We start from the raw sequence: 26,349 nt of genomic DNA, 5'->3' as shown, positions 1-26,349 counted from the left end.
TGATTTTTCTGCAAAAAACCCCTTTTCGTCCTGCCTCAGACTGCCCGATGCCGGTCGATCAGTTCCACCAGATCGATGGCTTCCATCTCGCCTTCCAGGCCGCTGGTTTTAATGGCGTCTTCCATATTGACCATGCAGAACGGACAGGCGGTGACGATGACGTTGGCGCCGGCCGCCTTGGCCATTTCGACCCGAAGTTGTCCCATCCGCTGCTCCTCGATGGGTTCGTAGAAGAGCATCAACCCGCCGCCGCCGCAGCAGAACGAGCGATCTCTGGATTTTTCCATCTCAACCCGTCGGATACCGGGGATGGCATCCAGGACGTCCCGGGGAATATCGTACATGTGGTTATGACGCCCCAGATAGCAGGGGTCATGGTAGGTATAGACCTTCCCGGGGTCCCCGTTGCCGTTCAGTCGGATCTTGCCGGATCGGATCGCCTCGGCAATGAATTCGCTGATGTGATAGACCGGTGGAAGCCCCTTGTAGTCTTTCTTCAAGGCGTTGTAGGTATGGGGATCGGCCGTGACGATGCGCTGTGCACCAGAGGCCAGAATCGCCTCGGTGTTCTCCTCCTTGAGCGACTGAAAGAGCATCTCTTCGCCGAAACGTCTGGCTTCGTGGCCTGCGTCCTTTTCGAGTTTGCCCAGGACGCCGAAGTCGACGGCGGCCGCATTGAGCAGACGGGCCGCCGATTGCGTGATCTGTATGATCCGGTCGTCATAAGACGAGATGGAGTCGACAAAAAAGAGGGTCTCGGCGCTGCCGCCGTTCTCGAGAACTTTTACCGGACATGCGGCTTTGAACTCCTTGTCCTTGACGGCCCATTCGGCTCGCTTCTTTTCCATTTTGCCCCATGGATTGCCACGTTTTTCCATGGCGCTCAGGGGCTTCTGAAGGGATTGGGGCACATTCCCGTCGTCGACCATACCCCGTCTGAGGTCCACCATCTTGTCGATGTACTCGATCATGAGGGGGCATTCCTCCTCGCAGGCTCCGCAGGTGGTGCACGACCAGATCTCGTCCTCTTCGAAGATACCGCCGATGAGGGGTTCACTGGCTTTCAGCGGCCCTCTCAGAGGGTAGTGGCTGAAGGCATAATCCCGGGCCTTGATGCTGATGAAGCGCGGGGATAGCGGACGCCCGACGGCATTGGCCGGACACTGGTCCGAGCAGCGGCCGCAATCGGCGCAGGAGTAGAAGTCGAGCATATGCTTCCATGTGAAATCTTCGAAATTTTTGACGCCGAAGGATTCGAGTTCGTCGAGTTTGTTATCGGCCACGCCCCATTTCACGGGCTTCACCGTGCCCTTGTCCAATTTCATGAAATAAACGTTGAAAAGGGAGGTGATGACATGGAAATGTTTTCCCATGGGCAGGAAACAGAGAAACGAGAAGAAAATGATGTCGTGAAGATAATAGGCGATGACATGGGTTGCCTGGAGTGCCCCGGCGGGCAGGGCGGTCATGGAAACCTTGAAAAGCCATGCCAGCGTCAACGGCGCGATAAATTCAGGTTCGAGTCCCTTTTTCACGGCGGCGGCGGCCATCGTGCCTTCGAAAAGGCTTTCGGTGATCATCAATCCCGCAATCATGGCCAGAACGAAAAGTGCCTCCCCGGTGTGGGGCTTACCATATTTTTCCGGCACATCGTAACGTTTGGGTTTGACGACGGCTCTTCGGTAAGCCGCCATCAGCGCCGCTATCAGCACCATGGTTGCTGCGTAGTCCTTGAGGAAATTGTAAACATGGCCCAACGCACCTTTCAGACCCGGGAAGACGAAACCGTCATGTATGCCGATGATGACGAGGGAAGACGACCGGATGGATAAAATAATGAATCCGGCAAACAGCATGATATGAATCACGCCCGCCATCATGTACCTGGGTTGTTTCCACTGGGCCAGCCAGAGTTTGAGAACACCTTTGATGCGTTCCGGAATGCGGTCGAAGCGAAAATCGGGGTTGGAAAAAACAAGGGGGGCGGCCCGTTTTGCCATGATATAGGCGAACAGCGCCACTCCGGCAACGGGAATCAGGACGGAAAAAATTACCGTCGGAATGCCCATAACTGAAAAATTGGCCGGGGGGATCAACGCGGGTTCCATTTTTTGCTTTCATTCTCCTTTCAATGATAGTATAAGTTTGGAACAGAATGAATGAACATTCATTCATTTTGTAGCAGACCCATTTTCAGCGTGTCAAGCAAAAAGAAGCGAGCCGGTTTGCGTGGTGTCCTGCATTGGATATGCTTTATGAAAAAGCTTGTTGACCTGACATACCCGAGTCTGAGGATGGCGGTCGGGGTGTTACCAATGAAGAATCATTCATTTTTGTCGCTCGTAGTTTTGCCTGCGAAAATTCTCAACGGCCGCTACATCTGAGAAAATTTACAAACTATGGCATATTGGTTTTGTTGTTGCAACAATATAATGGATTGTTCAATCCAGGAGTCGCCCGAAATAAAATATGCCTATGTATTTTTTCGACCAAGCGAAGGCTTGGTATCATTCAAAAAAGATTATTCGACCGAGCGCTCAATCAAGCCCTATCATATCAACCTTAAGATGTCAAGACTTTAAGGGGGGGTTGAGCCGGGGCGCTATATGCCGGGAAGTATTTGGAAAGCGAGGGGTTGAGGCGATAACGATCGTTTTGCGGAGCAACAAAAGAAAAGGAAAAGGGAGACGCCAAAAATGAACAGGGAAATCCATTATCAGGATCGGCCGTGGCAAAAAAGTTATGGACCTCATGTCAAGCAGCGTCTGGATTACGAGGCCACGCTGCTGCCCCGGTTTCTGGAAGCATCCGCCAGAGATTTTCCGAACAGGACGGCGCTGATCTTCGAGGGGTATACCATGGATTTCAATACGCTGAATGAAATGGTGAATCGTTTTGCCGCCTGCCTTCATGATATGGATGTTCGTAAAGGGGATCGTGTCGCCATATTGCTGCCCAACACCCTTCCGTGCGTCATCAGTTATTACGCCGCCATGAAAATCGGCGCCATAACGGTCATGAACAATCCTCTCTACTCGGACCGGGAACTGGAACATCAGTTCGTGGATTCCGGTGCAAAGATTCTGATCACATTGGATCTTTTGGGAAATCGAATGATCGATCTCAGGCCCCGGACCCGTCTTCACCATATTGTCATTACCTCCATCGGAGATTATCTGCCCTTTCCCAAGAACCTTCTTTTTCCGCTGATCGGCAAGCGAAAAAAACTGGCGGCCGACGTCAAGCCGGCATCGGATGTCTATCGATGGAAGAAACTCCTGTCCCGATATGCGCCCAACCCACCTGAGGTGGATGTCGATTTCGAGGATACGGCCATGTACCAGTACACCGGCGGCACCACCGGCGTCTCCAAGGGCGTGATGCTGACCCATGCAAACCTGAGCCGTCAGGTTCAACAGATTGCCGGGTGGTTTCCCGGTTTTCGGAAAGGAGAGGAGATCATGTTGGGGGCGCTGCCCTTTTTTCACGTTTTCGGGCTCTCCACCGCCATGAATTTTGCCGTTTATATGGGTTGGACCGACATTCTGGTGCCCAAACCCCAGCCGGATCCGCTTTTGAAAGCCATCGCCCGGTTCAAGCCCTCTTTCGTGCCGTTGGTGCCGACCATGTTTATCGGTCTTCTCAACCACCCCGATATCGATAAGGCGGACCTGACCTCCATCAAGGGCTGTTTTTCCGGCAGTGCGCCTTTGCCGGTCGAGATCATCCGGGCCTTTGAGGAAAAAACCGGCTCGGTGATCGTTGAAGGGTACGGCCTCACGGAGACGACACCTGTCACTCACGTCAATCCATATAACAGAGACAAACGGAAGATCGGCAGTATCGGTCTTCCGATTTCCGACACCCTTTGCCGGATAGTCGATCTCGAAAACGGCGAGGACGACGTTCCCGTCGGGAAGTCCGGTGAACTGCTCATCAAAGGCCCCCAGGTGATGAAAGGGTATCTGAACATGCAGGAAGAGACCGAGGCGGTCCTGACGGCGGACGGGTGGCTCCATACCGGAGACATCGCCAGAATGGATGAAGACGGCTATTTCTACATTGTGGACCGTAAAAAGGACATGATCATCTCGGGGGGATACAATGTCTATCCCAGGGATATCGAGGAGGTTTATTACGGGCATCCCAAGGTTCAGGAAGCTTGTGCCGTGGGGATTCCCCATGAAACCCGCGGTGAGGCCGTAAAGGTCTATGTTGTCCTCAAGGCCGGTGAAACGGCGACCGAAGCGAAACTTCTGTCATATTGCCGGGACAAACTGGCCAAATATAAATGGCCCATTGAGATTGAAATTCGGGAGAGCCTGCCTAAAACGAATGTGGGGAAAATACTCAAAAAGAATTTGCGCCTTGAGGCGGCGGCCGGAAAACAGTAGGATGGATGGTTGTTTGATAAGTGCCGAATTGGATAACAGAGCGCCTTTTATAGGGTGTTCTCTTTGATGACACGGAACCGGATCGCGCTGACGATTCGGTTCCGTGTCCAATGTCTATCTGCCGCCGAAGGCGTCTTCCGAGATCTCTATCGCCGCACCATTGTTGGTGAGGATGGCGTTCATCTTTCCCAGGGTGATCGGCAGGACGGATTTGATAAAATACTCGGCACTTCTGATCTGTCCTTCATAAAAAACCTTGTCTTTCTTTCCCGCGCCGTCCATCTTTCGGCCGGCAATGCTCGCCCGCCAGAGCAGCATCCATGCGACGGCCACGTCACCGGTGACTTCCATGAAGGGATGGGCGAAAGCAAAGGCGTTGAGCACCTTTGGAGACATGGCCGTCATTCCCATGTGCATGCCGACCTCGCCCAGTTTCTTGACGGCCGCTTTGAAGTCGGCCACGAAATCTTCAAGTGCGGGGATTTCCCCGGCTGCAGCGATGGTTCTGTTCATCTCGGCCAAAAGGTCCATCACAGGCTTGCCCTGGTTCATGCCCAGTTTTCTGCCCAGAAGATCCATGGCCTGGATGCCGTTGGTGCCTTCATAGATTTGTGTAATGCGACAGTCACGAAGGAGTTGCTCCTGGGGATAGTCGCTGATGAAGCCGTAACCGCCGAAAACCTGAACACCTTCACTGCAGACCTCGAAGGCCCGGTCGGTGATATAGCCCTTGACGATGGGGGTCAGCAATTCGATCATTCCCTGTAATTTGGCGATTTCCTCGGGATCGTCCGAGAGGTGTTTCAGATCGTCGAGGTATCCGTGATAATAGAGCAGGCTTCTCATGCCCTCCACCAGTGATTTCATTTTCAGCAGCATGCGACGGATGTCGGGGTGCTGTATAATCGGCACCGCCGGGGCGTTGGCATCCATCATCTGAAGCAGGTGCTTTCCCTGGATGCGTTCCCGGGCGTAATTCACGGCGTTCAAATAAGCCGCCGAGGCACAGCAAAACCCCTGCATTCCCACCAGCGCCCGAGCTTCGTTCATCATCAGGAACATGGCTTTCATCCCCTTGTTCTCTTCTCCGAGAAGCGTCCCGATACAGTTGCCCTTTCCGCCCAGGGTCAGAGAGCAGGTGGCGTTGCCGTGAATGCCCATTTTGTGTTCGATACCGGTGCAGACCACATCGTTGAATTCGCCCAGGCTGCCGTCCGGGTTTACACGATATTTGGGAACGAGGAAGAGAGAAATCCCTCTGGTACCCTCAGGTGCGCCTTCAATGCGTGCCAGAACCGGATGAATGATGTTTTCGGTGAGATCGTGCTCCCCGGAGGAGATAAAAATTTTGTTGCCGGTAATGGCGTAGGTGCCGTCCTCATTCTTCACCGCGGTCGTCTGGAGTGCACCGACATCGGTACCGGCTTCGGGTTCGGTCAGCAGCATGGTGCCGGTCCATTCTCCGGAATACATCTTTTTCAGGAAGATCCGCTTTTGTTCATCCGAGCCGAAAACCTCCACCAGTTTCGCGGCACCGTGGGTCAACCCGGGATACATGATAAAGGCGTAATTGGCCCCGTTGAAAAAATCGTTGGCGGCCAGCGCAACGGTTCGGGGCATGCCCTGGCCGCCCCACTGGGGATCTTCGTTCATGGCCAGCCATTCCCCCTCGCGGAACAGCTTGTAGATCCGATGGAATTCCTCCGGAACGGTGACCTTTCCACCATCGAAGGCGCAGCCTTTTTCATCGCCGATCTTCTGGGTCGGCAGAATCTCCTTGACGGCGAGATTGCGAGCCTCGTTAATAATCAGATCTACCGTTTTCCGGGTGAACTCGGCAAATTTTTCGGTCTTGCTGAATTCGCCGACTTCCAGCTGTTCATGAAGGACGAAATCCACGTCTCTTCGATCTGCGATAACCTGTGCCATTTTTTGTGCTCCTTGATCTATGGTAATTTTTAACTCACACCTTGTTTTGTGGCGGCGTTCCCGGCACGCCGATGCCTCGAATGAACAGATCGATCAACGGTTCGGCCATTGAGGCGAGATCATATTCTTTTCTCGAGAGGAGCCAGTTGTTGATTGTCGATTCTACGGCGCCCAGGATAAAACGCTTGACCAGTCCAACGTACATATCCTTTCGCATGGATCCTTCCTGTTGTCCGAGTTCCAGGATCTCCGAGACGATGTCGAGGTACATCTTGGACATTTCCCGAATATTCCCCTCGACGAGCGCGTTTCGATGGTGGGCAAAGGACTGATAAACCACGGCCATGTTGCGGTCGCTTTGAAATTCGGTCAGATGTCGATATACCAGATTCCGCAGTTTCCCGACGGCGGTGTCGGCCTTTTTGACCTCCTCCCTGAAACCGTTGAAGACCTGTTTGGTTTTGTATTGAAAAAATTGAACCAGAATGTCATCCTTGTTTTTGAAATAGAGGTATATCGTCCCGTCGGCAACTCCGGCTTCCCTTGCGATCTGGGAAATGGTCGACAGATGAAATCCTTTTTCGGCAAAGACTTTGACGGCGGCTTCAAGGATGCGTGGGTATTTATCACCTGTTTTGGCTTTCGTGTTGATAGGATACCTCCTTGAAACGTAGGGTTATGATTATGAATGAATGTTCATTCATTATCAAGGCCAGGTAGGCGCTGTCAAGAAAATTCATGCCAAGGCGGAAAGATCCAAAAGCGGTTTGATTTTATATTATTCTTTTAGAAGGTTGTTAATAATGCCGGCAGGACGGTTTTTGAGAAAGGCCGGACGTGACAGGTGACTGAAAAAATGAGGCTCAATTCATTACAGTCTCTGTCGAAGATCGGCGCGTAGAATTTTTGGGGGGCTTCGTCGGTGGTAAGATCCGGACTGAAAAGAAGCCCCGACCGACGGGCAGCCGGCCGGGTGTCAGGTATCAGGGGCGAGCGGACAACATGTCGTAGGCGTTTACAGTGCGTTCTTGTAGATCTGGATGACGTCATCCAGGGTTGGGCACCGGGGGTTGGTCAGGCCGCAGGCGTCCTTCTGAGCGTTTTCCGCCATGATCTTGAGATCCGCTTCCTTAACGCCCAATTCGGTCAGACCGCTGGGGATACCGACATCGGCGGAAAGGGTTTTGATGGCCTCGAGGGCCACATCGGCCGCCGCACGCTTGGACATCCCTTCCGTGTTTTCACCCATGGCCCTGGCGATGTCTCCAAAGCGATCCATCTTGGCGATCAGGTTGAATTTCGAGACATGAGGCAGCAGAATGGCGTTGCAGACGCCATGGGGAAGGTCATAGAATCCACCAAGCTGATGGGCCATGGCATGAACGTGTCCGAGGCTGGCGTTGTTGAAAGCCATGCCTGCGAGATATTCCGCGTAGGCCATCTGATCCCTCGCGATCATATCGGCGCCGTTGGCCACGGCGGCTCTGAGGTTTTCGGCGACCAATCTGATGGCCTGGAGTGCGCAGGCATCGGTGACCGGGGTGGCAATAGTGGATACATAGGCCTCGACCGCATGGGTTAAGGCGTCCATGCCCGTGGCGGCCGTCAATGATGGCGGCATGCCGGCCATGAGCAGGGGGTCGTTAATGGCAACGGTCGGGGTGACGCGCCAGTCGACGATGGCCATTTTCACCTTGCGACCGGTATCCGTGATGATACAGAATCGGGTCATCTCACTGGCGGTGCCGGCCGTTGTGTTGACGGCGATGAACGGCGGCATGCTTTTGCCGGATTTGTTCACGCCTTCGTAATCATTGATTTTCCCGCCGTTGGTGGCGACGATGCCGATGCCTTTTCCGCAGTCGTGGGGGCTTCCGCCGCCCAGAGATATAATGGAATCGCATCCATTGCTCTTGAAAATCTCCAGTCCGGCGTGAACGTTTTTGTCCGTGGGATTCGGAATGGTTTCATCGAAAACCGCACATGTTACGCCGATATCTTCCTTTACCATATTGACGATTTTTTCGGTAATGCCTGCACCGGTGATGCCTTTGTCGGTGACAATAAGGGGCTTCTCAGCACCCAGCGTTCGAATTTGTGCTCCGAGCTCCTTATGGGCGCCGATGCCCATCAACGTAACGGTGGGAATAAAAAAACCAAATACTTGTTCTTGGACGGCCATGGAGATATCCTCCTTGTGATGAATGAAATTTAGAATCTGGACAGAAATGTGAAATTCATTTCCGCCTTAATAAAGACAGGCCTCAAATTCTTACAGCTTATATTCAGCAAGAAAAGGGCCATCTCTGTTCCGGTGAAAATAAATTGATGCATACATGAAATAACCTATTTGAAATAATAACATAAAAAAATGATCGGAACGCTTTTACGCTTTTTCGACGAAATGCTGAGCCGGAGTTTTGGGTCATAATGACATGTCCTGAGAACATGTTCCGGTCATTAGGAAACAGGCGGCGGGCAGAGACGCCGGCGTAAAAACCGATGCGACGGTTGCTGAATGCCGCCGTTGACGGATATCGATCTGATGGTAAATTTAACAAGATAGGGAAATTCGGATCGGCGCCCAGGACTTGAGGCGACGACGTATTGCCGGCCGGCGTCAGGTTCCGGAGACGACGAATGGGAGGAGACGCTCATGGAGAAAGCGATAAAACTGTATGGATTGTCTTCATGCGCCCATTGCAAGAGCTTGAGAAACTTTCTGATCGATAGCGGCGTGGCGTTTGATTGGACCTATGTCGATATGCTGGTCGGCGAAGAACGCAGCCGGGCCATGAAAGCGCTCAAGGCCATCAATCCCAGCTGCTCCTTCCCGACGTTGGTGGTCGAGGGCGACGTCGTGGTGGGTTACAAAAAAGACAAGGTCAGGGAGTTGATCGCGGCCTATCGGCGGAAGTCGGAATGAGAACTCTCCGTGATCGTTTCAAGGAGAATTTGGGAGCAGGTGTGTCTGTATGCGGCATGAAAACGTCGGGAAGCTTTCGGATCGATCTTTGGAATCCGGATGGACAAGGGGTGAGAAGGTATGACGTTAACGGTCCGAAAATTTTCCGTCCCCGAGATTTTTTTCGGGCGGGGAAGCCTGAAATACGCTGGATTGTGTGCCAAGCGTCTCGGTGCCGAAAAAATTTTTCTGGTCAGTGACGAGGGGTTGGAGAAATCGGGTTGGGTCGATCGGGTTTTTGAGCTCATCGAGGATGAGCATCTGAAATGTTTCTATTTCTCAGACGTTGTCGCCAACCCGAGGGATTTTCAGGTTCAGGAAGGTGCGCGCCTCTATATAGAAGAAGGATGCGACGTGGTGATGGCTATCGGGGGCGGAAGCCCCATGGATGCGGCCAAGGGCATCGCGCTGGTGGCAAGCAACGGTGGAACGGTGCACGAATATGAAGGTGCCAACCGTATTCAGCGACCGCTGCCGCCGATGGTCTTCATCCCCTCTACGGGGGGCAGCGGCTCGGATGTTTCGCAGTTCACCATCGTGAACGATGTCCGAAGACGGGTCAAAATGTCGATTATCAGCCGCACGCTGGTGCCCAACATATCGATCATCGATCCCTTTCTCCTGACCACCAAGAGTCGTCCTCTCGTTATTGCCGCAGCCATCGACGCCATGGCCCATGCGGTAGAATCCTATGTTTCCCTGCTGGCTTCCCCGTTCACCGAGATCCATTCCCTCAAGGCGATCGAACTGATTTTCAAGCATCTTCCCCGTGCGGTGGAAACCGGATCCATCGATGCCCTGGAAAATCTGTGCATCGCCAGTACTTCTGCGGGAATGGCCTTCAGTAATGCGAGTCTTGGCATGGATCATGCCTTGGCCCATTCCCTTGGCGGGATGTTGGATGCGGTTCATGGACTGATTCATCCGGTGCTTCTTCCCCATGTCATGCGATACAATCTCCCGGCCTGTCGCGAGAAGATCGCGAAAATCGGCGAGATCGTCCTGGGGCGCCGTCTGAAAAATATCGATGAGACCGCTCATGGCGGTATTGAAAAGTTGGCGGAATACTGTGAGGCACTGAATGTTTCCACCCGGCTGCGGGATATCGTTCCGGATCGATCGGAACTGCCCCGGCTCTGCAGGATGGCGGTCAACGATTCCTGCCTGTTGACCAATCCCCGTCCTGCGACCTGGGAGGATATGTTACGGATCTGCGAGGATGCCTGGTGATGACGAGAGAAACCACAATGGAGGATCTGATAGGTCTGGGCCATACCAAGCTGGGCTTTTTCAAAGAAGTTCAGATCAAGATCCGCGAGCTTCAGGAAACCAACATAAAGCTTGAGCAGAAGCGGCAGCAGGTGCAGGCAATTATCGACGGGATTACCGACGTGATGGCGGTAGTCGCGCCCGATTTTCGGATCCACTCGGTCAACCATGTGTTTTACTCAACTTTTTCACACCCGGCGCCGAGGGGGGAAACCTGCTTTCGCGTTTTTCGGGGGCGGGAGCGCCCATGCGACGATTGCCCGATGATCGAGGCGGTCAAACAGAACGATACCTGTCGACGCATGTATATCTACAACCTCAACGGCGAAAACCGACAGTTTGAAATCACGGCGTCCCTGCTTCGAGACAACATAGGGAATGTGCGGCATATTCTTTTGTTGAAACGGGATGTCACTGTTGAAAAGGCTTACCAGGCCAAATATTATCACACAGAAAAAATGGCGACCATCGGCCTCCTGGCCGCTGGTGTGGCGCATGAAATCAACAACCCTCTGGCGGCTGTTTCCGGTTTTGCCGAAGGACTGAAGCGCCGTCTGCCCATCCTTGAAAAGCGGTTGGGAGAGCATCCCACGGACCGGTGCCTCAAAAAAGATTTCGAAGAGTATATCGAGACCATCATGACGGAGTGCAACCGTTGCCGTGATATCGTTCAGAATCTTCTCACTTTCAGCCCCCGGAGTCGCGTTTCCTACACGGCCGTGGACCTTAACGAACTTACGGTGGATATCATTAAAATCCTGGAGCATCAGCTGAAAAAGACCCTTCCGCGAGCCATCTGCCTGGATCTGTCCCCGACGCTTCCGCCGGTTTGCGGCGTCGGTGCGGAGTTGAAGCAGGTGGTCCTCAACCTGATCCTTAACGCTCTGGACGCGGTGCAGGAAAAAGGGACGATTCTGATCCGGACATTCCAGAAGGGGGATGAATGGATTGCCCTCAGTGTCGAGGATACGGGCTGCGGCATCCTACCCCAGGACCAGGACAAACTTTTCGAGCCTTTTTTCACGACCAAGCCGGTTGGAAAAGGCATCGGCATCGGGCTGTCTACCTGTTACAATATTATCCGGCAGCACAAAGGAGAGATCGCGGTCAAAAGCAGCGCCGGCGAAGGCAGTGTCTTCGAGGTACGCCTGCCCCGCGCGGCGAGGTGACCTTTTCGGTGCCGGGGCCTGGATTAACCTCTGTTAAAATCCTTGAGAATCTGTTATTATCTAACTTTTCTGATTTTCAGTATCGACATCGTCCGGTTACGGCCGGAACCCGATCACTCAAGAAAGGATATAGAACAGGAAGATGGAGAAACCCGATCCCATGGCGCGCATCAGCCCTGTCAAGTACAGTCTGGACAGCAAATTTCAATTCAAATGCCACAGCGGCGTGAAGTGTTTCACCAAATGCTGTCGTGGTATCAACATCATTCTCACCCCTTACGATATCATTGTTTTGAAGCGAAGGCTTCAATTGTCGTCGGATGAATTCCTGACCCTATACACCCAACCCCAGGTGCTGGAAAAGACCGACCTGCCGGTGGTCAACCTCAAACTTCTGGACGATGAGCAACAATCCTGTCCATTTGTAAGGGATGACGGCTGCCTGGTTTATGCGGACCGGCCCAGCGCATGTCGCTATTACCCCCTTGGTGTGGCCTCTCTGGCGCATAAGGAAGGGGCGGACGACGAGGGGTTTTTTTTCTTCGTCAATGAACCTCACTGCCTTGGTTTCGAAGAAAAGACCGTTTGGACGGTAAGGGAATGGCGGACGGATCAGGGGGTGGATGTCCGTGACGAGATCAATGCCGAATGGGCGGACCTGATGGTCAGAAAACGTTCGTTTCCGGGCAATATCAAACTGACCGACAAGAGCAAGCAACTTTTCTTCATGACAAGCTACAATATCGATCAGTTCCGACGATTTGTCTTCGAAAGCTCCTTTCTGGAACGTTATGATGTGGACAAGGATACGGTGGCGACCTTCAAAAATGACGACGTCGCCCTTTTGAAGTTTGGCCTGAAGTGGCTCAAGGATCTTCTCTTCAACTACAAGAATTTTGAGGTCAATGAAGCGGCCCAGAGCATATCCGTAAGGAGTGGAAAACGCCGGGAATCTCCGAAATAGAGAAAAGATGCTTCTCCTGCCGCCCGAACGCGGCGTGGCAGGAGTTTTCTTTGGAGGACGGGGTTAGTATTCCTTATAGAACAGATGTTCCCATCTGTCGGGACTATTGAGGCGGTTTTCAATGTCAATGCCGAAAAAGTCCGAGATGGGGGCAAGAATTTCAGGGGTCCGGGCCTGAACTTCCCGGGCAGCCTCCAGCACGACCTGGATGCCGTTGGCGGTCATTTTGCCCAGGGGCCTTCTGCAGACGCCGGACGGCATTCCCAGGATATGCATCAGGGTTTTGATTCCCAGCGGATTCCTGGCCCGACAGGCGACATCCCCGTAAGGGGTTTTCTCGGTGGTGGTGATGGTCACGAGCCTGAAAAGGGGTGCGAGGCCGGCTTCGAGGTGATCAGCGGCTTCTGTTTCCCCGGCCTCCAGCAACCGAACCATTTCGGAGACGGCCTTTGGCGCGATGTTGGACGCCACGGATATCACTCCGCCCGCTTTGATGGCAGGATCCTTCATCATCCGAAGCGTGAGAGCGTCATCGCCGGAAAGAATCGTGAATGCCGGGCCGCAGCAAGATCGGACCCTGCGCATATTCTCGATATTGCCCGTGGCTTCCTTCACGGTTGAAACATTGGGATATTGTTGGTTGAGGAGCGCCAGATCTTCCGGCAGCAGTTGCGCGCCGGTTCTGCCGGGGATGACATAAGGGATCACGTCAATTTCCGGAAATCGTGCAGCGATGGGGGCAACGTATTCCCGCCGGATTTCAAGGGAACTTGGCCCGTTGTAGTATGGATCGACCAGCAGGACGGCATCGACACCGGCTGTCGCCGCGTGTTCCGTAGCCTCCAAGGCTTCGAGGGTGTTGTTGCTGCCGGTTCCTGCGATACATTTGCATCGATCTCGACAGAGCTTCGCGATTTTCTCGATAACGGCGTTGTGTTCCCGCCAGTTCAGGACCGGGCTTTCCCCGGTGGTCCCGACGGCCAGAACGCCCGACACCCCGTTTGCGATCTGGAACTCCGTCAATCTTTCGATCCCGTCCTCATCGATTTCGTCACCCGTAAAAGGCGTGACGAGAGCGGTGTAGGTACCTGCCATCATAACGATTCTCCCTTTTCTTGATTCCCTGGTCTGATCGAACCTTCAGACGGTTAGAACTCCTGACCGGACGATCCTCGTTCTCGACGAATATAAGGAAATGGATTCGGCTTATCGAAAAACAATTCGAAAATTTCTTTTATATTGGACTGCAGCAGGACATGTCAAGTGTGTTATTTTTCAAAATGTTTTTCCCTTGACAATGAGAGGCCGTCTGCGTACTTACATTTCTTTCACGCTAAAAAAACATGTATATGCAAAGGAAGTGGCAGTACCATGGAAAAAGCCAAGAATGCGGAAGAATATATCGCCCAGCAACGACAAATGATCGCCGCCAATCCGGAATGCGGCACGAGTTACTATAACCTCGCCGTTGCCCTGATTGGACTTCAAAAATACGAAGAGGCTGAAAAGGAGCTCTTCAATGCACTGGAATGCAGTCCCGGGCTGGCAGAGGCCTATGTTCAGCTCGGTGGACTGGCACTTCGAAAGGGAGATCTTGACGGTTGTTTGGAGTACAATCGGCGGGCGGTCAAAGTCAAACCGGGATTTTCCGAGGGGCACGGCAATATCGGATTCGTTCATCTTCAGCGGGGCGAGGTGGACGAAGCCATCCAGTCGCTTCAGCGGGCGACCTACTTCAATTTTCGGTTCGTTCAGGCGTTTGCCTCCCTTGGCAGCGCCTATCTCATGAAAGGTGAGATCGAGGAGAGCATCCAAAACAGCCTCAAGGCCCTGGCCCTCGCTCCGGATTTTGCGGTCGCCCACAACAATCTGGCCATCGCTTACCTTGAAAAGAAGGATTACGGCAAGGCGGTGGAGCATTGTGACAAGGCGATGAAATTGGGATACGAGGTGGCGCCCCGGATTCTGGAGGAGATCGAAAAACATCGTTCCTGACGGGACGATCCCGATCCGGCTCCTCTCAACCGTGCTTTTCTATTGACATCCAGGCGGATTGATTTTATAAGTCCGCACTTAAGCATTGCGGTGTTTTGATGGGGTGGCCGTGCCTTTGAACCTTAAAGGTGAGTCCGAAGCCCTGGTGGAGGGATGAGTTTTTCCTATAGTCAGGATGGTTAATCTATAAACTACTTATGGAGGTAAGATGATGAAGCATGAGACCCCTTTGTTAGATCAGCTTGAGTCCGGACCGTGGCCGAGTTTCGTGTCCGACCTAAAGGCAGAGGCTGAAAAAAGGGCCAAGAACGAAGAGAATATCGAATTCCAGATCCCAAGCGATGTTGTTGAAGACCTCCTTGGTGTCCTCGAACTCTCTTTCAAAGACGGAACGACCCACTGGAAACACGGCGGCATCGTCGGTGTTTTCGGATACGGCGGCGGCGTTATCGGTCGTTACTGCGACCAACCAAACGCCTTTCCCGGGGTTGCCCATTTTCATACCATGCGCGTCGCCCAGCCCGGCGGAAAATTCTACACGACGAAATACTTGAAGGATCTTTGCGATCTGTGGGATCTTCGCGGCAGCGGCATCACCAATATGCACGGTTCCACCGGCGACATCATCTTCCTGGGAACCACCACTCCGCAGCTGGAGGAAGTCTTCTTTGAACTGACCCACAGGATGGGTCAGGATCTCGGCGGCTCCGGCTCCAACCTGAGAACCCCGGCCGACTGCATCGGTCAGGCCCGCTGTGAATACGCCTGCTACGACACCCAGGCCCTCTGCTACGATCTTACCATGGAATACCAGGACGAACTTCACCGTCCGGCTTTCCCCTATAAGTTCAAATTCAAGTTCGACGGCTGCCCCAACGGTTGTGTTGCCTCCATCGCCCGCGCAGACATGTCTTTCATCGGTACGTGGAAAGACGACATCAAGATCGATCAGGAAGCGGTCGCCGCTTACGTCGGCGGTGAATTCCCCTCCAACGCCGGTGCCCATGCCGGTCGCGACTGGGGCGCTTTCGACATCCAGAAAGAGGTCGTCGACCTTTGCCCCACCAATTGCATGAAGTATGAGGGCGGCAAGCTCGAGATCAACAACCGCGAGTGCGTCCGCTGCATGCACTGCATCAACGTCATGCCGAGAGCCCTGAAGATCGGTGACGATAAGGGCCTTTCCATCCTGGTCGGCGCCAAGGCGCCCATTCTCGACGGCGCTCAGATGGGCTCCCTGCTGGTGCCGTTCATCAAATGCGAAGAACCCTACGACGAGATCAAGGAAGTGATCGAGAAGGTCTGGGACTGGTGGATGGAAGAAGGCAAAAACCGCGAACGTCTCGGTGAGTTGATCAAACGCCAGGGCTTCCAGAAGTTGCTCGAGATGACCGAGATTGATCCCGATCCGCGAATGGTTTCCGAACCCCGTTCCAACCCCTACATTTTCTGGAAAGAAGAAGAGGTCGAGGGCGGCTGGGATCGCGACATCAACGAATTCAGAAAACATCATCTGAGATAAGGAGGAGAAGATACCATGGCATTTATTTCTTCAGGTTATGATCCGAAAGAACCGATGAAAAACAGAATCACCGACATCGGTCCGAAAAAGTTTGATGAATTTTATCCTCCGGTCATCGCGAAAAACAAAGGCAAATGGCTGTATCACGAAATTCTCGAGCCGGGTATCCTGGTGCACGTGGCTGAAGGCGGCGACGAGGTCTACACGGTCCGTTGCGGCGGCGCCCGTATCATGACCACCTCCCTGATCCGGGAGATCTGCGAGATCGCCGAAAAACACTGCGACGGATACCTCCGGTTCACCACCCGGAACAATATCGAGTTCATGGTCGATGACAAGTCCAAGGTGGACGCTCTGAAAAAAGACCTGGCCGGTCGCAAGTTTGCCGGCGGCAGTTTCAAGTTTCCCATCGGCGGCACCGGTGCCGGCATCACCAATATTGTTCACACGCAGGGCTGGATCCATTGCCATACCCCCGCCACCGACGCCTCCGGTACGGTCAAGGCGACCATGGACGAGGTTTTCAGCGATTTCCAGAACATGAGGCTTCCCGCTCCGCTCAGAATCTCCATGGCCTGTTGCCTCAACATGTGCGGCGCCGTGCATTGCTCCGACATCGCCATCCTGGGGTATCACCGCAAACCGCCGATGCTGGATCATGAATACCTGGACAAACTGTGTGAAATCCCCCTGGCCATCGCCGCCTGTCCCACCGGCGCCATCAAGCCGACCAAGGTGGACCTGCCCAGCGGTGAGACCGTGAAGAGCGTCGCAGTCAACAACGAGCGATGCATGTTCTGCGGCAACTGCTACACCATGTGTCCCTCACTGCCGCTGGCGGACAAGGACGGCGACGGTATCGTTCTCATGGCCGGTGGAAAGGTTTCCAACCGCATCAGCGAGCCCAAGTTCTCGAAGGTCGTTGTCGCCTTCCTGCCCAACGAGGTGCCGCGCTGGCCTCAGATGACCGACACCATCAAAAAGATGATCGAAGCCTATGCCGCCGACGCGAAAAAATACGAACGACTGGGCGAATGGGCCGAGCGTATCGGATGGGAAAGATTCTTCGAGAAATGCGAGTTGCCTTTCACCCATCATCTCATCGACGATTTCCGTGATCCGGCGTATTATACCTGGCGCCAGTCCACCCAGTTCAAGTTCTAAATTCGCTGTACAATAAACTGCGGGGGATGCAGTCATGCATCCCCCGCTTCCGGATTGAGGGGTTTATTTATGGAATACGAGGATGCAAAAAAATTGATCGTCGAAGAGTTGACCAAAAAGCTCAAGTCCAAAAGCAAGTTCTACTTCAACGATCTGTCCAAGATCCTGGACCTGAAACCCAGGGAAGCCAAAAAAATCGTGAACAAGCTTGTTGAGGACGGCGTTCTTGAATATTGGTCCAGCGGAAGCACGACCATGTACGGAATGCCCGGAACCGGGAAACAGGCTGCGGCTGAGCACGAAGACGAATAAGCCGCGACTCGTTTGTCAGAGCAATCCGCTCATACGCTCTTTGAGTTTGCCTCAGGTTCCGTTTATGCACCACAGATATATTGACTTTCCCAGAATTTTTATCGCCGGTTTGCGCGGCGGCGCGGGAAAGACCATATTGTCCATCGGCATTATTGCCGCATGGCGGCGGCTGGGCAAATCCATTGCTCCTTTTAAAAAAGGTCCTGACTATATTGATGCGGGCTGGCTGGCCCTGTCGGCTGGTCGGCCCTGCTACAATCTCGATACCTTTCTGGTTCACCCTCAAGACGTTCTCCGATCCTTTCTTTCCCACGCCCACCCACACGACATCGCTGTTATCGAAGGCAACAGGGGGTTATATGACGGCATTGACACCGAGGGGACGACCAGTTCCGCCGAGGTGGCCAAACTGCTGAATGCCCCCGTGGTGATCAGTCTGGACTGCACGAAGACGACGCGTACCATGGCGGCCGTCGTGGCGGGTTGTCTGGGGTTCGATCCGGATCTCGGGATCAAAGGGGTCATTCTGAATCGAATTGCGGGCAGTCGTCACGAACAGAACCTCAGAAGAAACATTGAGCATTATTGTGGTGTTCCGGTGGTGGGAGCGGTTCCGAAGCTGGATGCGGAAAATTTCCCGGAGCGTCATATGGGCCTGGTACCGACGCCGGAGCATGGCTGGGCCGTCGATTCGGTGGCGGCGGCGGCGGAAATTGCCCGGCGCTACCTCGATATGGACAGGCTCGAGCAGATCGCAATGGCTGCCGCTTCGGATCGAGTCCCCGTGGCGTATCTGGTTTCAGGGCGGGATACCGACGCGTTCGCCGAAAATTCCAAGCCGGTGATCGGCGTCCTGCGGGATTCGGCCTTTCAGTTTTATTATCCGGACAACATCGATGCCCTTCGGCGGGCCGGAGCCCAGGTGAACTTCATAAGTGCATTTGACGCCGGATCCTTCCCGCAGGTGGACGGTCTTTATATTGGGGGCGGTTTTCCCGAAACTCATGCAGAAAGGCTTGCGGGCAATGCCGGATTCATGGCAGGATTGAAAGCCAGAGCCCGTGGGGGGATGCCCATCTATGCCGAATGCGGGGGACTCATGTACCTGGGAGAAGCCCTGGTCGTAGACGGACGACGGCACCCCATGTCCGGGGTTCTGCCCATTGTATTCGGGCTTTCGGACCGTCCCCAGGGGTTGGGATATACCGTGGTTCGGGTGGAATCGGAAAATCCTTATTTCGCCGTGGGCACGGAGATCCGGGGCCATGAATTTCGATATTCCCGGGTTCTTGAATGGCGAGGGGATGACCGGGACCTGGTTTTTGGCATGCGGAGAGGAAAGGGATTCATCCGTGGACGGGACGGCATCCGATATAAAAATGTTCTCGCCACCTACACGCATATCCATGCCTTGGGGATGCCCGCATGGGCGGAAGCCATGGTCGCCGCGGCCGCCGCTTCAAAGCGGCATCGCGTCTTGCCCGATATCCGCTGACGTTCTCATCATTCCATACTGTAATCCTTCCGTTTTATCGCCTCTCAACATCCGCTGCGCACCCATAACGCTGGATTTTTGAAAACGATCCGGTTAAGAAAGAATCTGCATTTAGACAATAACCTAACTTTCGACTTCCATGACGGTGACCGGGAAGAGGTGTCGGGAGGGTACGCCCCATGAATACCGAAAGTTGGGACACATGATGACCAACAGTATGTTCAAGGGGGGAAGATGGATTATTTTTTCAACCCAAAGGGATTGGCGGTCGTCGGTGCGACGGCCAATCCGAAAAAGGGCGGCAACATCATCATTGCCAACCTGCTCAAGGGGTACACGGGAAGGATCTATCCGGTCAACCCGCGGTACGATACCATTGAAGGCCTGACATGTTATCCTTCGCTGCGGGCGGTGCCGGATCCGGTGGATCTGGCGGTAGTCTTCGTCGGCGCGGAGATGGTTCCTCAGGTGATCCGGGACTGCGCTGTACGCGGCATTCCCGGCGCCATGATTGAATCCGCGGGATTTGCCGAAATCGGCGCCGAAGGCGTCGCACTACAGCAGGAAACCGCGCGGATCGCGGGGGAGGGCGGTGTCCGGCTTTGGGGGCCCAACTGCATGGGACTGGTGGACGTGAAAAACCGGCGGGTGTTCTCAACAGTGACGTCCTCCATCTGGGAGCAGGGGATGATCCCCGGGAAGGTCGCCCTCATTGTCCAAAGCGGCATGCTGGCCGGTGCCTTCCTCATCGACGTCATGTCTCACGGCGTCATGGGCATGGGTAAGGCCTGCTCCATCGGAAACAAGATGGATGTCGCGGAATGCGACCTCCTTGAGTATCTCCTTGCGGATCCGGATACCGGGGTGATCGGCCTCTATCTCGAATCCATCGTCGACGGGCCCAGATTCATATCCCTCTGCAAAGCGGCAAACAAACCGATCGTCGTCCTGAAGGGGGGAAAGTCTGATGAAGGGGCGGCGGCGGCTGTGAGTCACACCGCCAGCATGGCGGGTGACGGCGCCGTGGTCAGCGGCGCCTTCCGCCAGGCCGGGGTGGTGGAGGCCGATGATTTCTACCAGATGATGGATTATTGCCGGGTTCTGGAGGCGTTCGACGATTTGCCCTCTGGGCTGGGAAATCGGGTGGCGATCATGACCTACAGCGGCGGTGCCGGGATCGTGTCGGCCGATTTTCTGGTGGATTCGCAGCTCGCTATGGCGACCCTCTCCCGGGAGTCCCTGACGCGGCTTGAAGATGTCTTCCCGTCGTGGATGGCGCCGGGAAATCCGGTGGATCTCTGGCCCGGTATCCTTCTCAACGGAACCCACAAGGCTTATAACGAAACGCTGGCGGTTCTGATGGCCGACCCCGGGGTCGACGCCGTCTTCGCCCACTGTTTTGTCGGCGGATTTGATCTGGAACCGCAGCTCGATATCATGGCCGGTCTATCCCATAGTGCCCGGAAACCGCTCTTCTGTTGGATATCCGGAGAGCGAAATGCGGTGAGTCGATTCCAGCGACAGGCTCTCGATCTCAAGATTCCGGCCTTCAGGGAGGTCAAACGGGCGGTTGATTGCCTTGGAAAACTCCTGGCGTATCACCGGCGAAGGCATCAGCCCGTCGACGACCGGATCCAGGATATTCAAATACAGACCGTTCCCTTGGATCGTTTAAGCGGCGGCCCCCGTGTTCTCGACGAACGGGCGTCAAAATCGATTTTGAAGCGGGCTGGGATTCCGGTCGTGGAGGAGATTCGGGTCATGTCTCCGGCAGAGGCCGATAAAGCGGCGGATCGATTCGGATGGCCCGTGGTTCTGAAAGGGGTGGTGCCGGGTGCGGTGCACAAGACCGAGGCCGGGCTCGTCGTGATGAATATCCATGGGCGGGAGACGCTCCATCGAGAATTCGAAGGGATGGCGCTTCGGGTGGGTCAGCGGGGGGGGATGCTTCTTCAGCCCCAACTACCGGCCGGGTTGGAGCTGATTGTCGGCCTGATCCGGGATCCCCAATTCGGGCCGTGCGTGATGTGCGGTCTGGGCGGCATATTGACCGAGGCACTCAACGATCGCGCATTCGCCGTTGCGCCCCTTAGCCACGGGGATGCCCTGGCCCTCATCGGCCGACTGAAATCTCAGCAGCTCCTTGACGGGTTTCGCGGGGCAACCGCCCTCGATCGGGATGCCCTGGCCGATGTCCTCGTCCGGCTGGGAGCTCTGGGTGTCGCCTATCCTGCTGTTCGCGAGGTGGATATCAACCCTTTCATTGTCGTAGAGGGGCGTCCCGTAGCCGTGGATGCCGCTGTGATGCTGTAATCGGTGTTCGACGCTGCTTCGCTTTTCATCCCTTGGGCCTCGGCCGTCGGCAATATGCGGTGTCGGCGGGGAAGGATGCCGCTCATGAAAAAAAAATCGCCTGTATTCGAAAGAAATTATCGGTATTACCTGGAAATGATCGGAGCCCTCGATCTTCCGTCACGTGCAAAGCTTCTGGGTGCTGAAGCCGATGCAGACGGCCTGATCGTTTCTTTTTTCGGCAGACCTCACCGGATATCGGGTGACGGCGTCATCGGGCCCGACGGTCTGCGACCTTGTTACAGTACGTGCATCATACTCTTCAAATATCTTCTGATGTGTCCCGACACGGTTAAAGCGCGGGGGCCGTGGACTTCGTTCAGGGATTTCAAGGATGCCGGCCCCTTGCTCGTCTATTTCGCGAAAGCGGTAGAGGCACTGATCACCGAAGGGTTTGAGGGAGATGTGAACGGCCTTGCCTCCGCCGCGAAGAAAATGGGGGGAAGAATGCCGGATACCCTGTTTTCCCATGACCTTTCGATTCAGTTCGATCCGCTTCCCCGACTGTCGATGCTGCTGCTCTTCAATGACCGGGATGAGGAATTCTCTTCCCACTGCTCCGTATTGTTCGAAAGGCAGACGGAGGCCTACCTGGATATGGAGTCCGTTGCGGTTCTGGGGCACGTGCTTTCGGAGGGGCTCTTAATGCTGAAATAACGGCATTCGCATTCATAACCCGATTTTCCGCAAGGCGACCAGCGCCGCAGCGTTAACGGCATCGGCCGCAGACGGGATCGATGACGAGGAGGAAAAATGGCAGAGGATATCTTGTTTTCTCCGTTTCAGCTGAAGCGTTTTAACGTTAAAAACCGATTGGGTGTGGCGCCCATGACCCGGATGTCGTCGGTGAAGGACAGCATTCCCCGCCGCGATGTCCTTGATTTTCTGGTCGCGCGAGCCAAAAACGGTGCCGGGATCGTCTATACCGAAGCCATCGTGACGGATTACGAAAGCGCCCAGGGATATCCCGGCCAGGCACGCCTCACGTCCCAGCGACAAATCGACGTCTGGTCCCGGGTCGTTGAGAACATCCACCGTCATGGCGCCCTTTCGATTCTACAGATGTTTCATTGCGGGAGGGTGGCGTGGTCGGGAGTCAATCCGGCCGGACGGGTGATCGCTCCCAGCGCGATTTGCCCCCGTCAGGATAATCCCCTGACTGGAGAGCCTTACCCCACGCCGGATGTCATGAGCCGATTTGATATCGATCATGTCCTCAATGGGTTCGTCGAGACCGCCAAAGGCGCGGTAGCCGCGGGTTTTGACGGTATTGAAATCCATGGCGCTCACGGCTACCTCATCAGCCAATTCCTCTCCGGCTATACCAACCAGCGGACCGACGGCTATGGGGGATCAATGGAAAAGCGATACCGTTTCGTTCACGAGGTGATCCAGGCGGTCAGACCGGTTGTGCCTTCGGACCGTCTTCTTTTCTTCCGCATTTCCAACTGGGGCGTGGTGGACAAAGAGATTTCACTGTTCTCGGATCAGGCAGAGTATCAAGACATTATTCGCCGCCTTTCCCAGGAACCCATCGATGCCGTTTCGGTTTCCACCTATGCATACGGCGACGAGGCTTTCGGATCGGGCAAAACCATGGCCCGTCTCACCCGAGAGGCCACAACGCTGCCGATCTTCATCTGCGGGAAAATTTACGACCGCCGCAGCGCGGAGGAAGCCCTGAAGGACGCCGATATCGTTCTTTCCGGGAAAACCGCTTTGCTCAATCCCGATTGGGTGGATGACCTGCGCACGGGTAAGACGCTGCCACTTCGCAGCGCTGAGGAGGCCGACATCGCCTACACCACCAAACCACTGCCGTGACCCATCCGTCGACCCGCCGATCGAGCGGATCCGTTGCTTCCGAGGTCGACGAAATGCTCGGTGCTGACCGATTTCTCAATTTTCATGGTGAAAAGCATGGGGCAGAAGGTTTCTCAGATAGGTGACGGCTCGATCAAATGTGTCATCGTCCATGTGCATAAAGGAGATTCGGAAAAAATTCCTGAAGATCGGCGAAAAGGAAAATTCCTCCCCCGGGGTCCACGGCACCCTGGGGAGGGAAAGCGATCGATCCGATTTGACCCAAAGGTTGTAGCCCGGGGCATCGTGAGGTATCGACAAGAAAGGATGTTCGGCGATCAACCCTGTCAGGCGGCGCTTTCTCTCCTGTATCCGCACATGAGTTTCGGTAATATATCTTGCATAGGCCCCCTCACGGATGAACCGTGTGGCGAATTTCTGAAGGAGACCCGTCGAGGCGATGTCCGACATGAACTTTGCGTAGATGAATTTGTCGAAGAGCGATTCGGGAACAATCATGGCACCGAGGCGGACACCCGAGACGGTGGTTTGAGACAGAGACTTGATATAAAGGGTCTTTTCAGGAAGGATGTCTATGAATCGCGGATCTGGACGGGGGTTGAATTCCGATAGATAATCATCTTCGATGAGATAAAAAGGGAATCGTTCGGCGCGCCTGACCAGCGCCTTTTTTTTTTCGAGGCTGTAGGAGATGCCGGTGGGATTATGGACCGCGGGCATGGCATAGAATAGCTTGATGGCGGGAGTGAGTTTACGGTCGAATTCCTCCAGGTCTGGGCCGTCGGTCTCGAGGGGGACGAAATGCCGAGCTTTGAAAAGGGAGATGGCCCCGGGATACGTGGGATCCTCGAACAGAATTGAATCTGAGATATTAGTCGAAAAAACCTTGGCGGTAAGGTCCAATCCCTGCTGTGCGCCGGAGACAATCAACATGCGCTGGGTCGGAAGTCGATAAAAGGCGCCCAGAGCCTCGATCAGTTCCGGGTCCCCCTCAACCGGCGGGGGAGAGAAGGCCTGGGTTCGTTCCTGATCGAAAAGGTCCGAAAAAATGGCTTTTGCGGTTTTCAAGGGAAAGAAGGCTTCAGAGATGTAGGACGTTCTGAAGTCGAACACCTCACCGCTCATGGCAATCTTTTCCGGATAGCGAACGAATGAGCCGCTGCCCACGACGTTTTCAATCATCCCGTCGCGCTTGAGGGCATCGAAGGCCTTTTGAACCGTTAATTTGTTACAGCCGAATTCCTCGGCTACCTGACGAATGGACGGGATCCGCTCTCCCGGTCTGTAGCGTCCCTCCCGGATACGTCGCGCCAGTTCCGCTGCAATGTCTCTGTATAGCGCCATGTTCTCCTATTTTCTGCTTGACAATATTAGTACAATATATCAAGTGTACTAGTCTAAAAATCAACTGGGCGATAACAACTTGCAGAAATGGGGGCCTCATGACGAGAGCCGGCCCGTCTGATGTGTCGCCGGATGCCGCTATCGAATTCGTTCAATGAACCCAATATGTGGAAAGGAATAAAGGTGAGTCGAGAGAAAGTCAACAAAGGCTTTGCCGAGATGTTCAAAAACGGGGTGATCATGGATGTCACGACGCCGGAGCAGGCGCGCATTGCCGAGGATGCCGGAGCGTGTGCGGTCATGGCACTTGAGCGCGTGCCCGCGGATATCCGCACTCAAGGCCAGGTGGCGCGCATGAGCGACCCTGCCATGATCGAATCCATCATGGCGGCGGTGTCCATACCGGTCATGGCCAAAATCCGGATCGGTCACTTCATGGAGTCCCGCATTCTCGAGGCTCTGGGGGTCGATTTCATCGATGAGAGTGAGGTGCTGACCCCGGCCGACGAGAGCCGCCACGTGGACAAGCAGACATTTGCCGTCCCATTCGTCTGTGGCGCCAGAAACATGGGCGAAGGGCTCCGGCGCATCCACGAAGGGGCGGCCATGCTGCGCACAAAAGGGGAGGCGGGCACGGGGAATATCGTGGAGGCCGTCCGACATATCCGGACCATAACGGCCGAGATCGATGCCCTGAAGGGTATGGACGACCTGGCTTTGGAGGAAACAGCCTCCCGTTGCCGGGTGCCCGTTGCCTTGGTGCGGGAGACGATGGAGCGGGGCCGATTTCCGGTGGTCAACTTTGCTGCAGGCGGCATCGCCACCCCCGCGGATGCCGCCCTGATGATGGCGTTGGGTGTAGACGGCATTTTTGTGGGATCGGGCATTTTTAAATCAGAGAATCCTTCCAGGACAGCGTCCGCCATCGTTCGAGCGGTCATTCATTGGGAGGACCCCGGCAAACTCGCGGAGATCTCCAAAAACCTGGGGGCCGCCATGGTGGGACTGGAGATGGCCGGTCTCGAAACCCGCATGGCCGGTCGGGGAACGTGATTCATGATGGTGGGGTTGCTGGGGCTCCAGGGGGCTTTTCTCGATCACATCCATCACCTGAATTCCCTGGGTATCCAATGTCATATCGTCCGGGATGCGGAAGGGCTCAGAGAAATTGACCGACTCATCATTCCGGGGGGGGAGAGCACGGTCATGGGGAAATTTCTGCATGAATTTGAGATGATCGCTCCCATGAGGGAACGGATTCTGGACGGAATGCCGGTCTGGGGCATCTGTGCGGGGGTTGTTCTCCTGGCCGAAACGGTTGACGGTAGTCCCGGTCGGCTGGACGTCCTGGCGGTGTCTGTGGAGCGAAATGCCTACGGTCGTCAGTTGGCCAGCACGATCCGTGACATCGACATCTCGATTCCGGATATCTCCGACGGTGTGAACGCCTTCCCGGGAATCTTCATCCGATCGCCCCGGATTACGGCGTCCGGGCCCGGAGTGACGATTCACGCGAGGTCCATGGGAGATCCGGTCTTCGTACAGCAGGGCCGGATCATGGCAACGACGTTTCATCCGGAGTTGACGCAGACAGCGGTGTTTCACCGATATTTTTTAAGTCTGTAGTCCTGAGGGCCGGAAAGCGAACGAG

General features: G+C 54.7%; 21 protein-coding genes. 15 read left to right on the top strand and 6 right to left on the bottom strand.

Annotated elements, in window-relative coordinates:
- Window positions 1–35: 35 nt before the first annotated feature.
- Complete coding sequence (locus dmul_RS13910; RefSeq protein ID WP_020876625.1) at window positions 36–2,108, bottom strand: (Fe-S)-binding protein; 2,073 nt, start codon at window positions 2,106–2,108, stop codon at window positions 36–38.
- Window positions 2,109–2,696: 588 nt separating this feature from the next.
- Here dmul_RS13910 and dmul_RS13905 point away from each other — a divergent pair.
- Window positions 2,697–4,394, top strand: coding sequence for a long-chain-fatty-acid--CoA ligase (locus dmul_RS13905; RefSeq protein WP_020876626.1), 1,698 nt, complete (start codon window positions 2,697–2,699; stop codon window positions 4,392–4,394).
- 114 nt (window positions 4,395–4,508) lie between these two features.
- Here the strand turns inward: dmul_RS13905 and dmul_RS13900 are convergent, their stop codons facing one another.
- From dmul_RS13900 to dmul_RS13890, 3 genes are all read right to left on the bottom strand, one after another.
- Window positions 4,509–6,323, bottom strand: coding sequence for an acyl-CoA dehydrogenase (locus dmul_RS13900; RefSeq protein WP_020876627.1), 1,815 nt, complete (start codon window positions 6,321–6,323; stop codon window positions 4,509–4,511).
- A gap of 34 nt (window positions 6,324–6,357) precedes the next feature.
- The gene (locus dmul_RS13895) at window positions 6,358–6,882 is read right to left on the bottom strand and encodes a TetR/AcrR family transcriptional regulator (protein ID WP_234979219.1); all 525 of its coding nucleotides are present in this window, start codon (window positions 6,880–6,882) and stop codon (window positions 6,358–6,360) included.
- A gap of 456 nt (window positions 6,883–7,338) precedes the next feature.
- Window positions 7,339–8,505, bottom strand: coding sequence for an iron-containing alcohol dehydrogenase (locus dmul_RS13890; protein ID WP_020876629.1), 1,167 nt, complete (start codon window positions 8,503–8,505; stop codon window positions 7,339–7,341).
- A 474-nt stretch (window positions 8,506–8,979) separates the two neighbouring features.
- On the opposite strand from dmul_RS13890, the gene dmul_RS13885 reads away from it, so the two are divergent.
- The 4 genes from dmul_RS13885 to dmul_RS13870 all read left to right on the top strand — a co-directional run bounded on the left by dmul_RS13885 (window position 8,980) and on the right by dmul_RS13870 (window position 12,690).
- Window positions 8,980–9,249 (top strand): glutaredoxin family protein, encoded by a 270-nt coding sequence (locus tag dmul_RS13885; protein WP_020876630.1) that lies wholly within the window; start codon window positions 8,980–8,982, stop codon window positions 9,247–9,249.
- A 120-nt stretch (window positions 9,250–9,369) separates the two neighbouring features.
- Window positions 9,370–10,518, top strand: a complete 1,149-nt coding sequence (locus dmul_RS13880) for an iron-containing alcohol dehydrogenase (RefSeq protein WP_020876631.1) — start codon at window positions 9,370–9,372, stop codon at window positions 10,516–10,518.
- Window positions 10,518–11,726 (top strand): two-component system sensor histidine kinase NtrB, encoded by a 1,209-nt coding sequence (locus dmul_RS13875; RefSeq protein WP_020876632.1) that lies wholly within the window; start codon window positions 10,518–10,520, stop codon window positions 11,724–11,726. The genes dmul_RS13880 and dmul_RS13875 overlap by 1 nt, the downstream gene beginning before the upstream one ends.
- A gap of 142 nt (window positions 11,727–11,868) precedes the next feature.
- Window positions 11,869–12,690 (top strand): YkgJ family cysteine cluster protein, encoded by an 822-nt coding sequence (locus tag dmul_RS13870; protein WP_020876633.1) that lies wholly within the window; start codon window positions 11,869–11,871, stop codon window positions 12,688–12,690.
- A gap of 63 nt (window positions 12,691–12,753) precedes the next feature.
- On the opposite strand, the gene dapA is transcribed toward dmul_RS13870, so the two are convergent.
- On the bottom strand, window positions 12,754–13,788 hold the full coding sequence (dapA, locus tag dmul_RS13865) for a 4-hydroxy-tetrahydrodipicolinate synthase (RefSeq protein ID WP_020876634.1): 1,035 nt from the start codon (window positions 13,786–13,788) through the stop codon (window positions 12,754–12,756).
- 273 nt (window positions 13,789–14,061) lie between these two features.
- Between dapA and dmul_RS13860 the strand changes: the two genes are divergently transcribed.
- From dmul_RS13860 to dmul_RS13825, 8 genes are all read left to right on the top strand, one after another.
- Window positions 14,062–14,685: a tetratricopeptide repeat protein gene (locus tag dmul_RS13860; RefSeq protein ID WP_020876635.1), complete on the top strand. Its 624-nt coding sequence runs from the start codon at window positions 14,062–14,064 to the stop codon at window positions 14,683–14,685.
- Between the two features lie 208 nt (window positions 14,686–14,893).
- Entirely contained in the window at window positions 14,894–16,207 is a 1,314-nt protein-coding gene (gene dsrA / locus dmul_RS13855) for a dissimilatory-type sulfite reductase subunit alpha (protein ID WP_020876636.1), read from the top strand.
- Between the two features lie 15 nt (window positions 16,208–16,222).
- Window positions 16,223–17,371 carry a dissimilatory-type sulfite reductase subunit beta gene (dsrB, locus tag dmul_RS13850; protein WP_020876637.1) on the top strand — a complete coding sequence of 383 codons (1,149 nt, stop codon included), beginning with the start codon at window positions 16,223–16,225 and terminating at the stop codon, window positions 17,369–17,371.
- Window positions 17,372–17,440: 69 nt separating this feature from the next.
- The gene (locus tag dmul_RS13845) at window positions 17,441–17,683 is read left to right on the top strand and encodes a dissimilatory sulfite reductase D family protein (protein ID WP_020876638.1); all 243 of its coding nucleotides are present in this window, start codon (window positions 17,441–17,443) and stop codon (window positions 17,681–17,683) included.
- 64 nt (window positions 17,684–17,747) lie between these two features.
- A complete protein-coding gene (locus tag dmul_RS13840; RefSeq protein ID WP_020876639.1) occupies window positions 17,748–19,178 on the top strand; it encodes a cobyrinate a,c-diamide synthase in 1,431 nt (476 codons plus the stop codon).
- A gap of 234 nt (window positions 19,179–19,412) precedes the next feature.
- The gene (locus dmul_RS13835) at window positions 19,413–21,491 is read left to right on the top strand and encodes an acetate--CoA ligase family protein (RefSeq protein ID WP_020876640.1); all 2,079 of its coding nucleotides are present in this window, start codon (window positions 19,413–19,415) and stop codon (window positions 21,489–21,491) included.
- Window positions 21,492–21,575: 84 nt separating this feature from the next.
- Complete coding sequence (locus tag dmul_RS13830; RefSeq protein ID WP_020876641.1) at window positions 21,576–22,187, top strand: DUF3786 domain-containing protein; 612 nt, start codon at window positions 21,576–21,578, stop codon at window positions 22,185–22,187.
- A gap of 96 nt (window positions 22,188–22,283) precedes the next feature.
- Window positions 22,284–23,354: an oxidoreductase gene (locus dmul_RS13825; protein WP_020876642.1), complete on the top strand. Its 1,071-nt coding sequence runs from the start codon at window positions 22,284–22,286 to the stop codon at window positions 23,352–23,354.
- Window positions 23,355–23,429: 75 nt separating this feature from the next.
- Here dmul_RS13825 and dmul_RS13820 read toward each other — a convergent pair whose 3' ends face one another.
- Window positions 23,430–24,698, bottom strand: coding sequence for an aminotransferase-like domain-containing protein (locus dmul_RS13820; RefSeq protein WP_020876643.1), 1,269 nt, complete (start codon window positions 24,696–24,698; stop codon window positions 23,430–23,432).
- 183 nt (window positions 24,699–24,881) lie between these two features.
- Between dmul_RS13820 and pdxS the strand changes: the two genes are divergently transcribed.
- Both pdxS and pdxT read left to right on the top strand, forming a co-directional pair.
- Entirely contained in the window at window positions 24,882–25,751 is an 870-nt protein-coding gene (gene pdxS / locus dmul_RS13815; RefSeq protein ID WP_020876644.1) for a pyridoxal 5'-phosphate synthase lyase subunit PdxS, read from the top strand.
- 3 nt (window positions 25,752–25,754) lie between these two features.
- A complete protein-coding gene (gene pdxT, locus dmul_RS13810) occupies window positions 25,755–26,324 on the top strand; it encodes a pyridoxal 5'-phosphate synthase glutaminase subunit PdxT (protein WP_020876645.1) in 570 nt (189 codons plus the stop codon).
- Window positions 26,325–26,349 lie beyond the last annotated feature (25 nt).

The organism is Desulfococcus multivorans (assembly GCF_001854245.1).
Lineage (GTDB): Bacteria > Desulfobacterota > Desulfobacteria > Desulfobacterales > Desulfococcaceae > Desulfococcus > Desulfococcus multivorans.
Note: the sequence above shows the minus strand (reverse complement) of the source record. Positions and strands in the feature narration are given on the sequence as shown.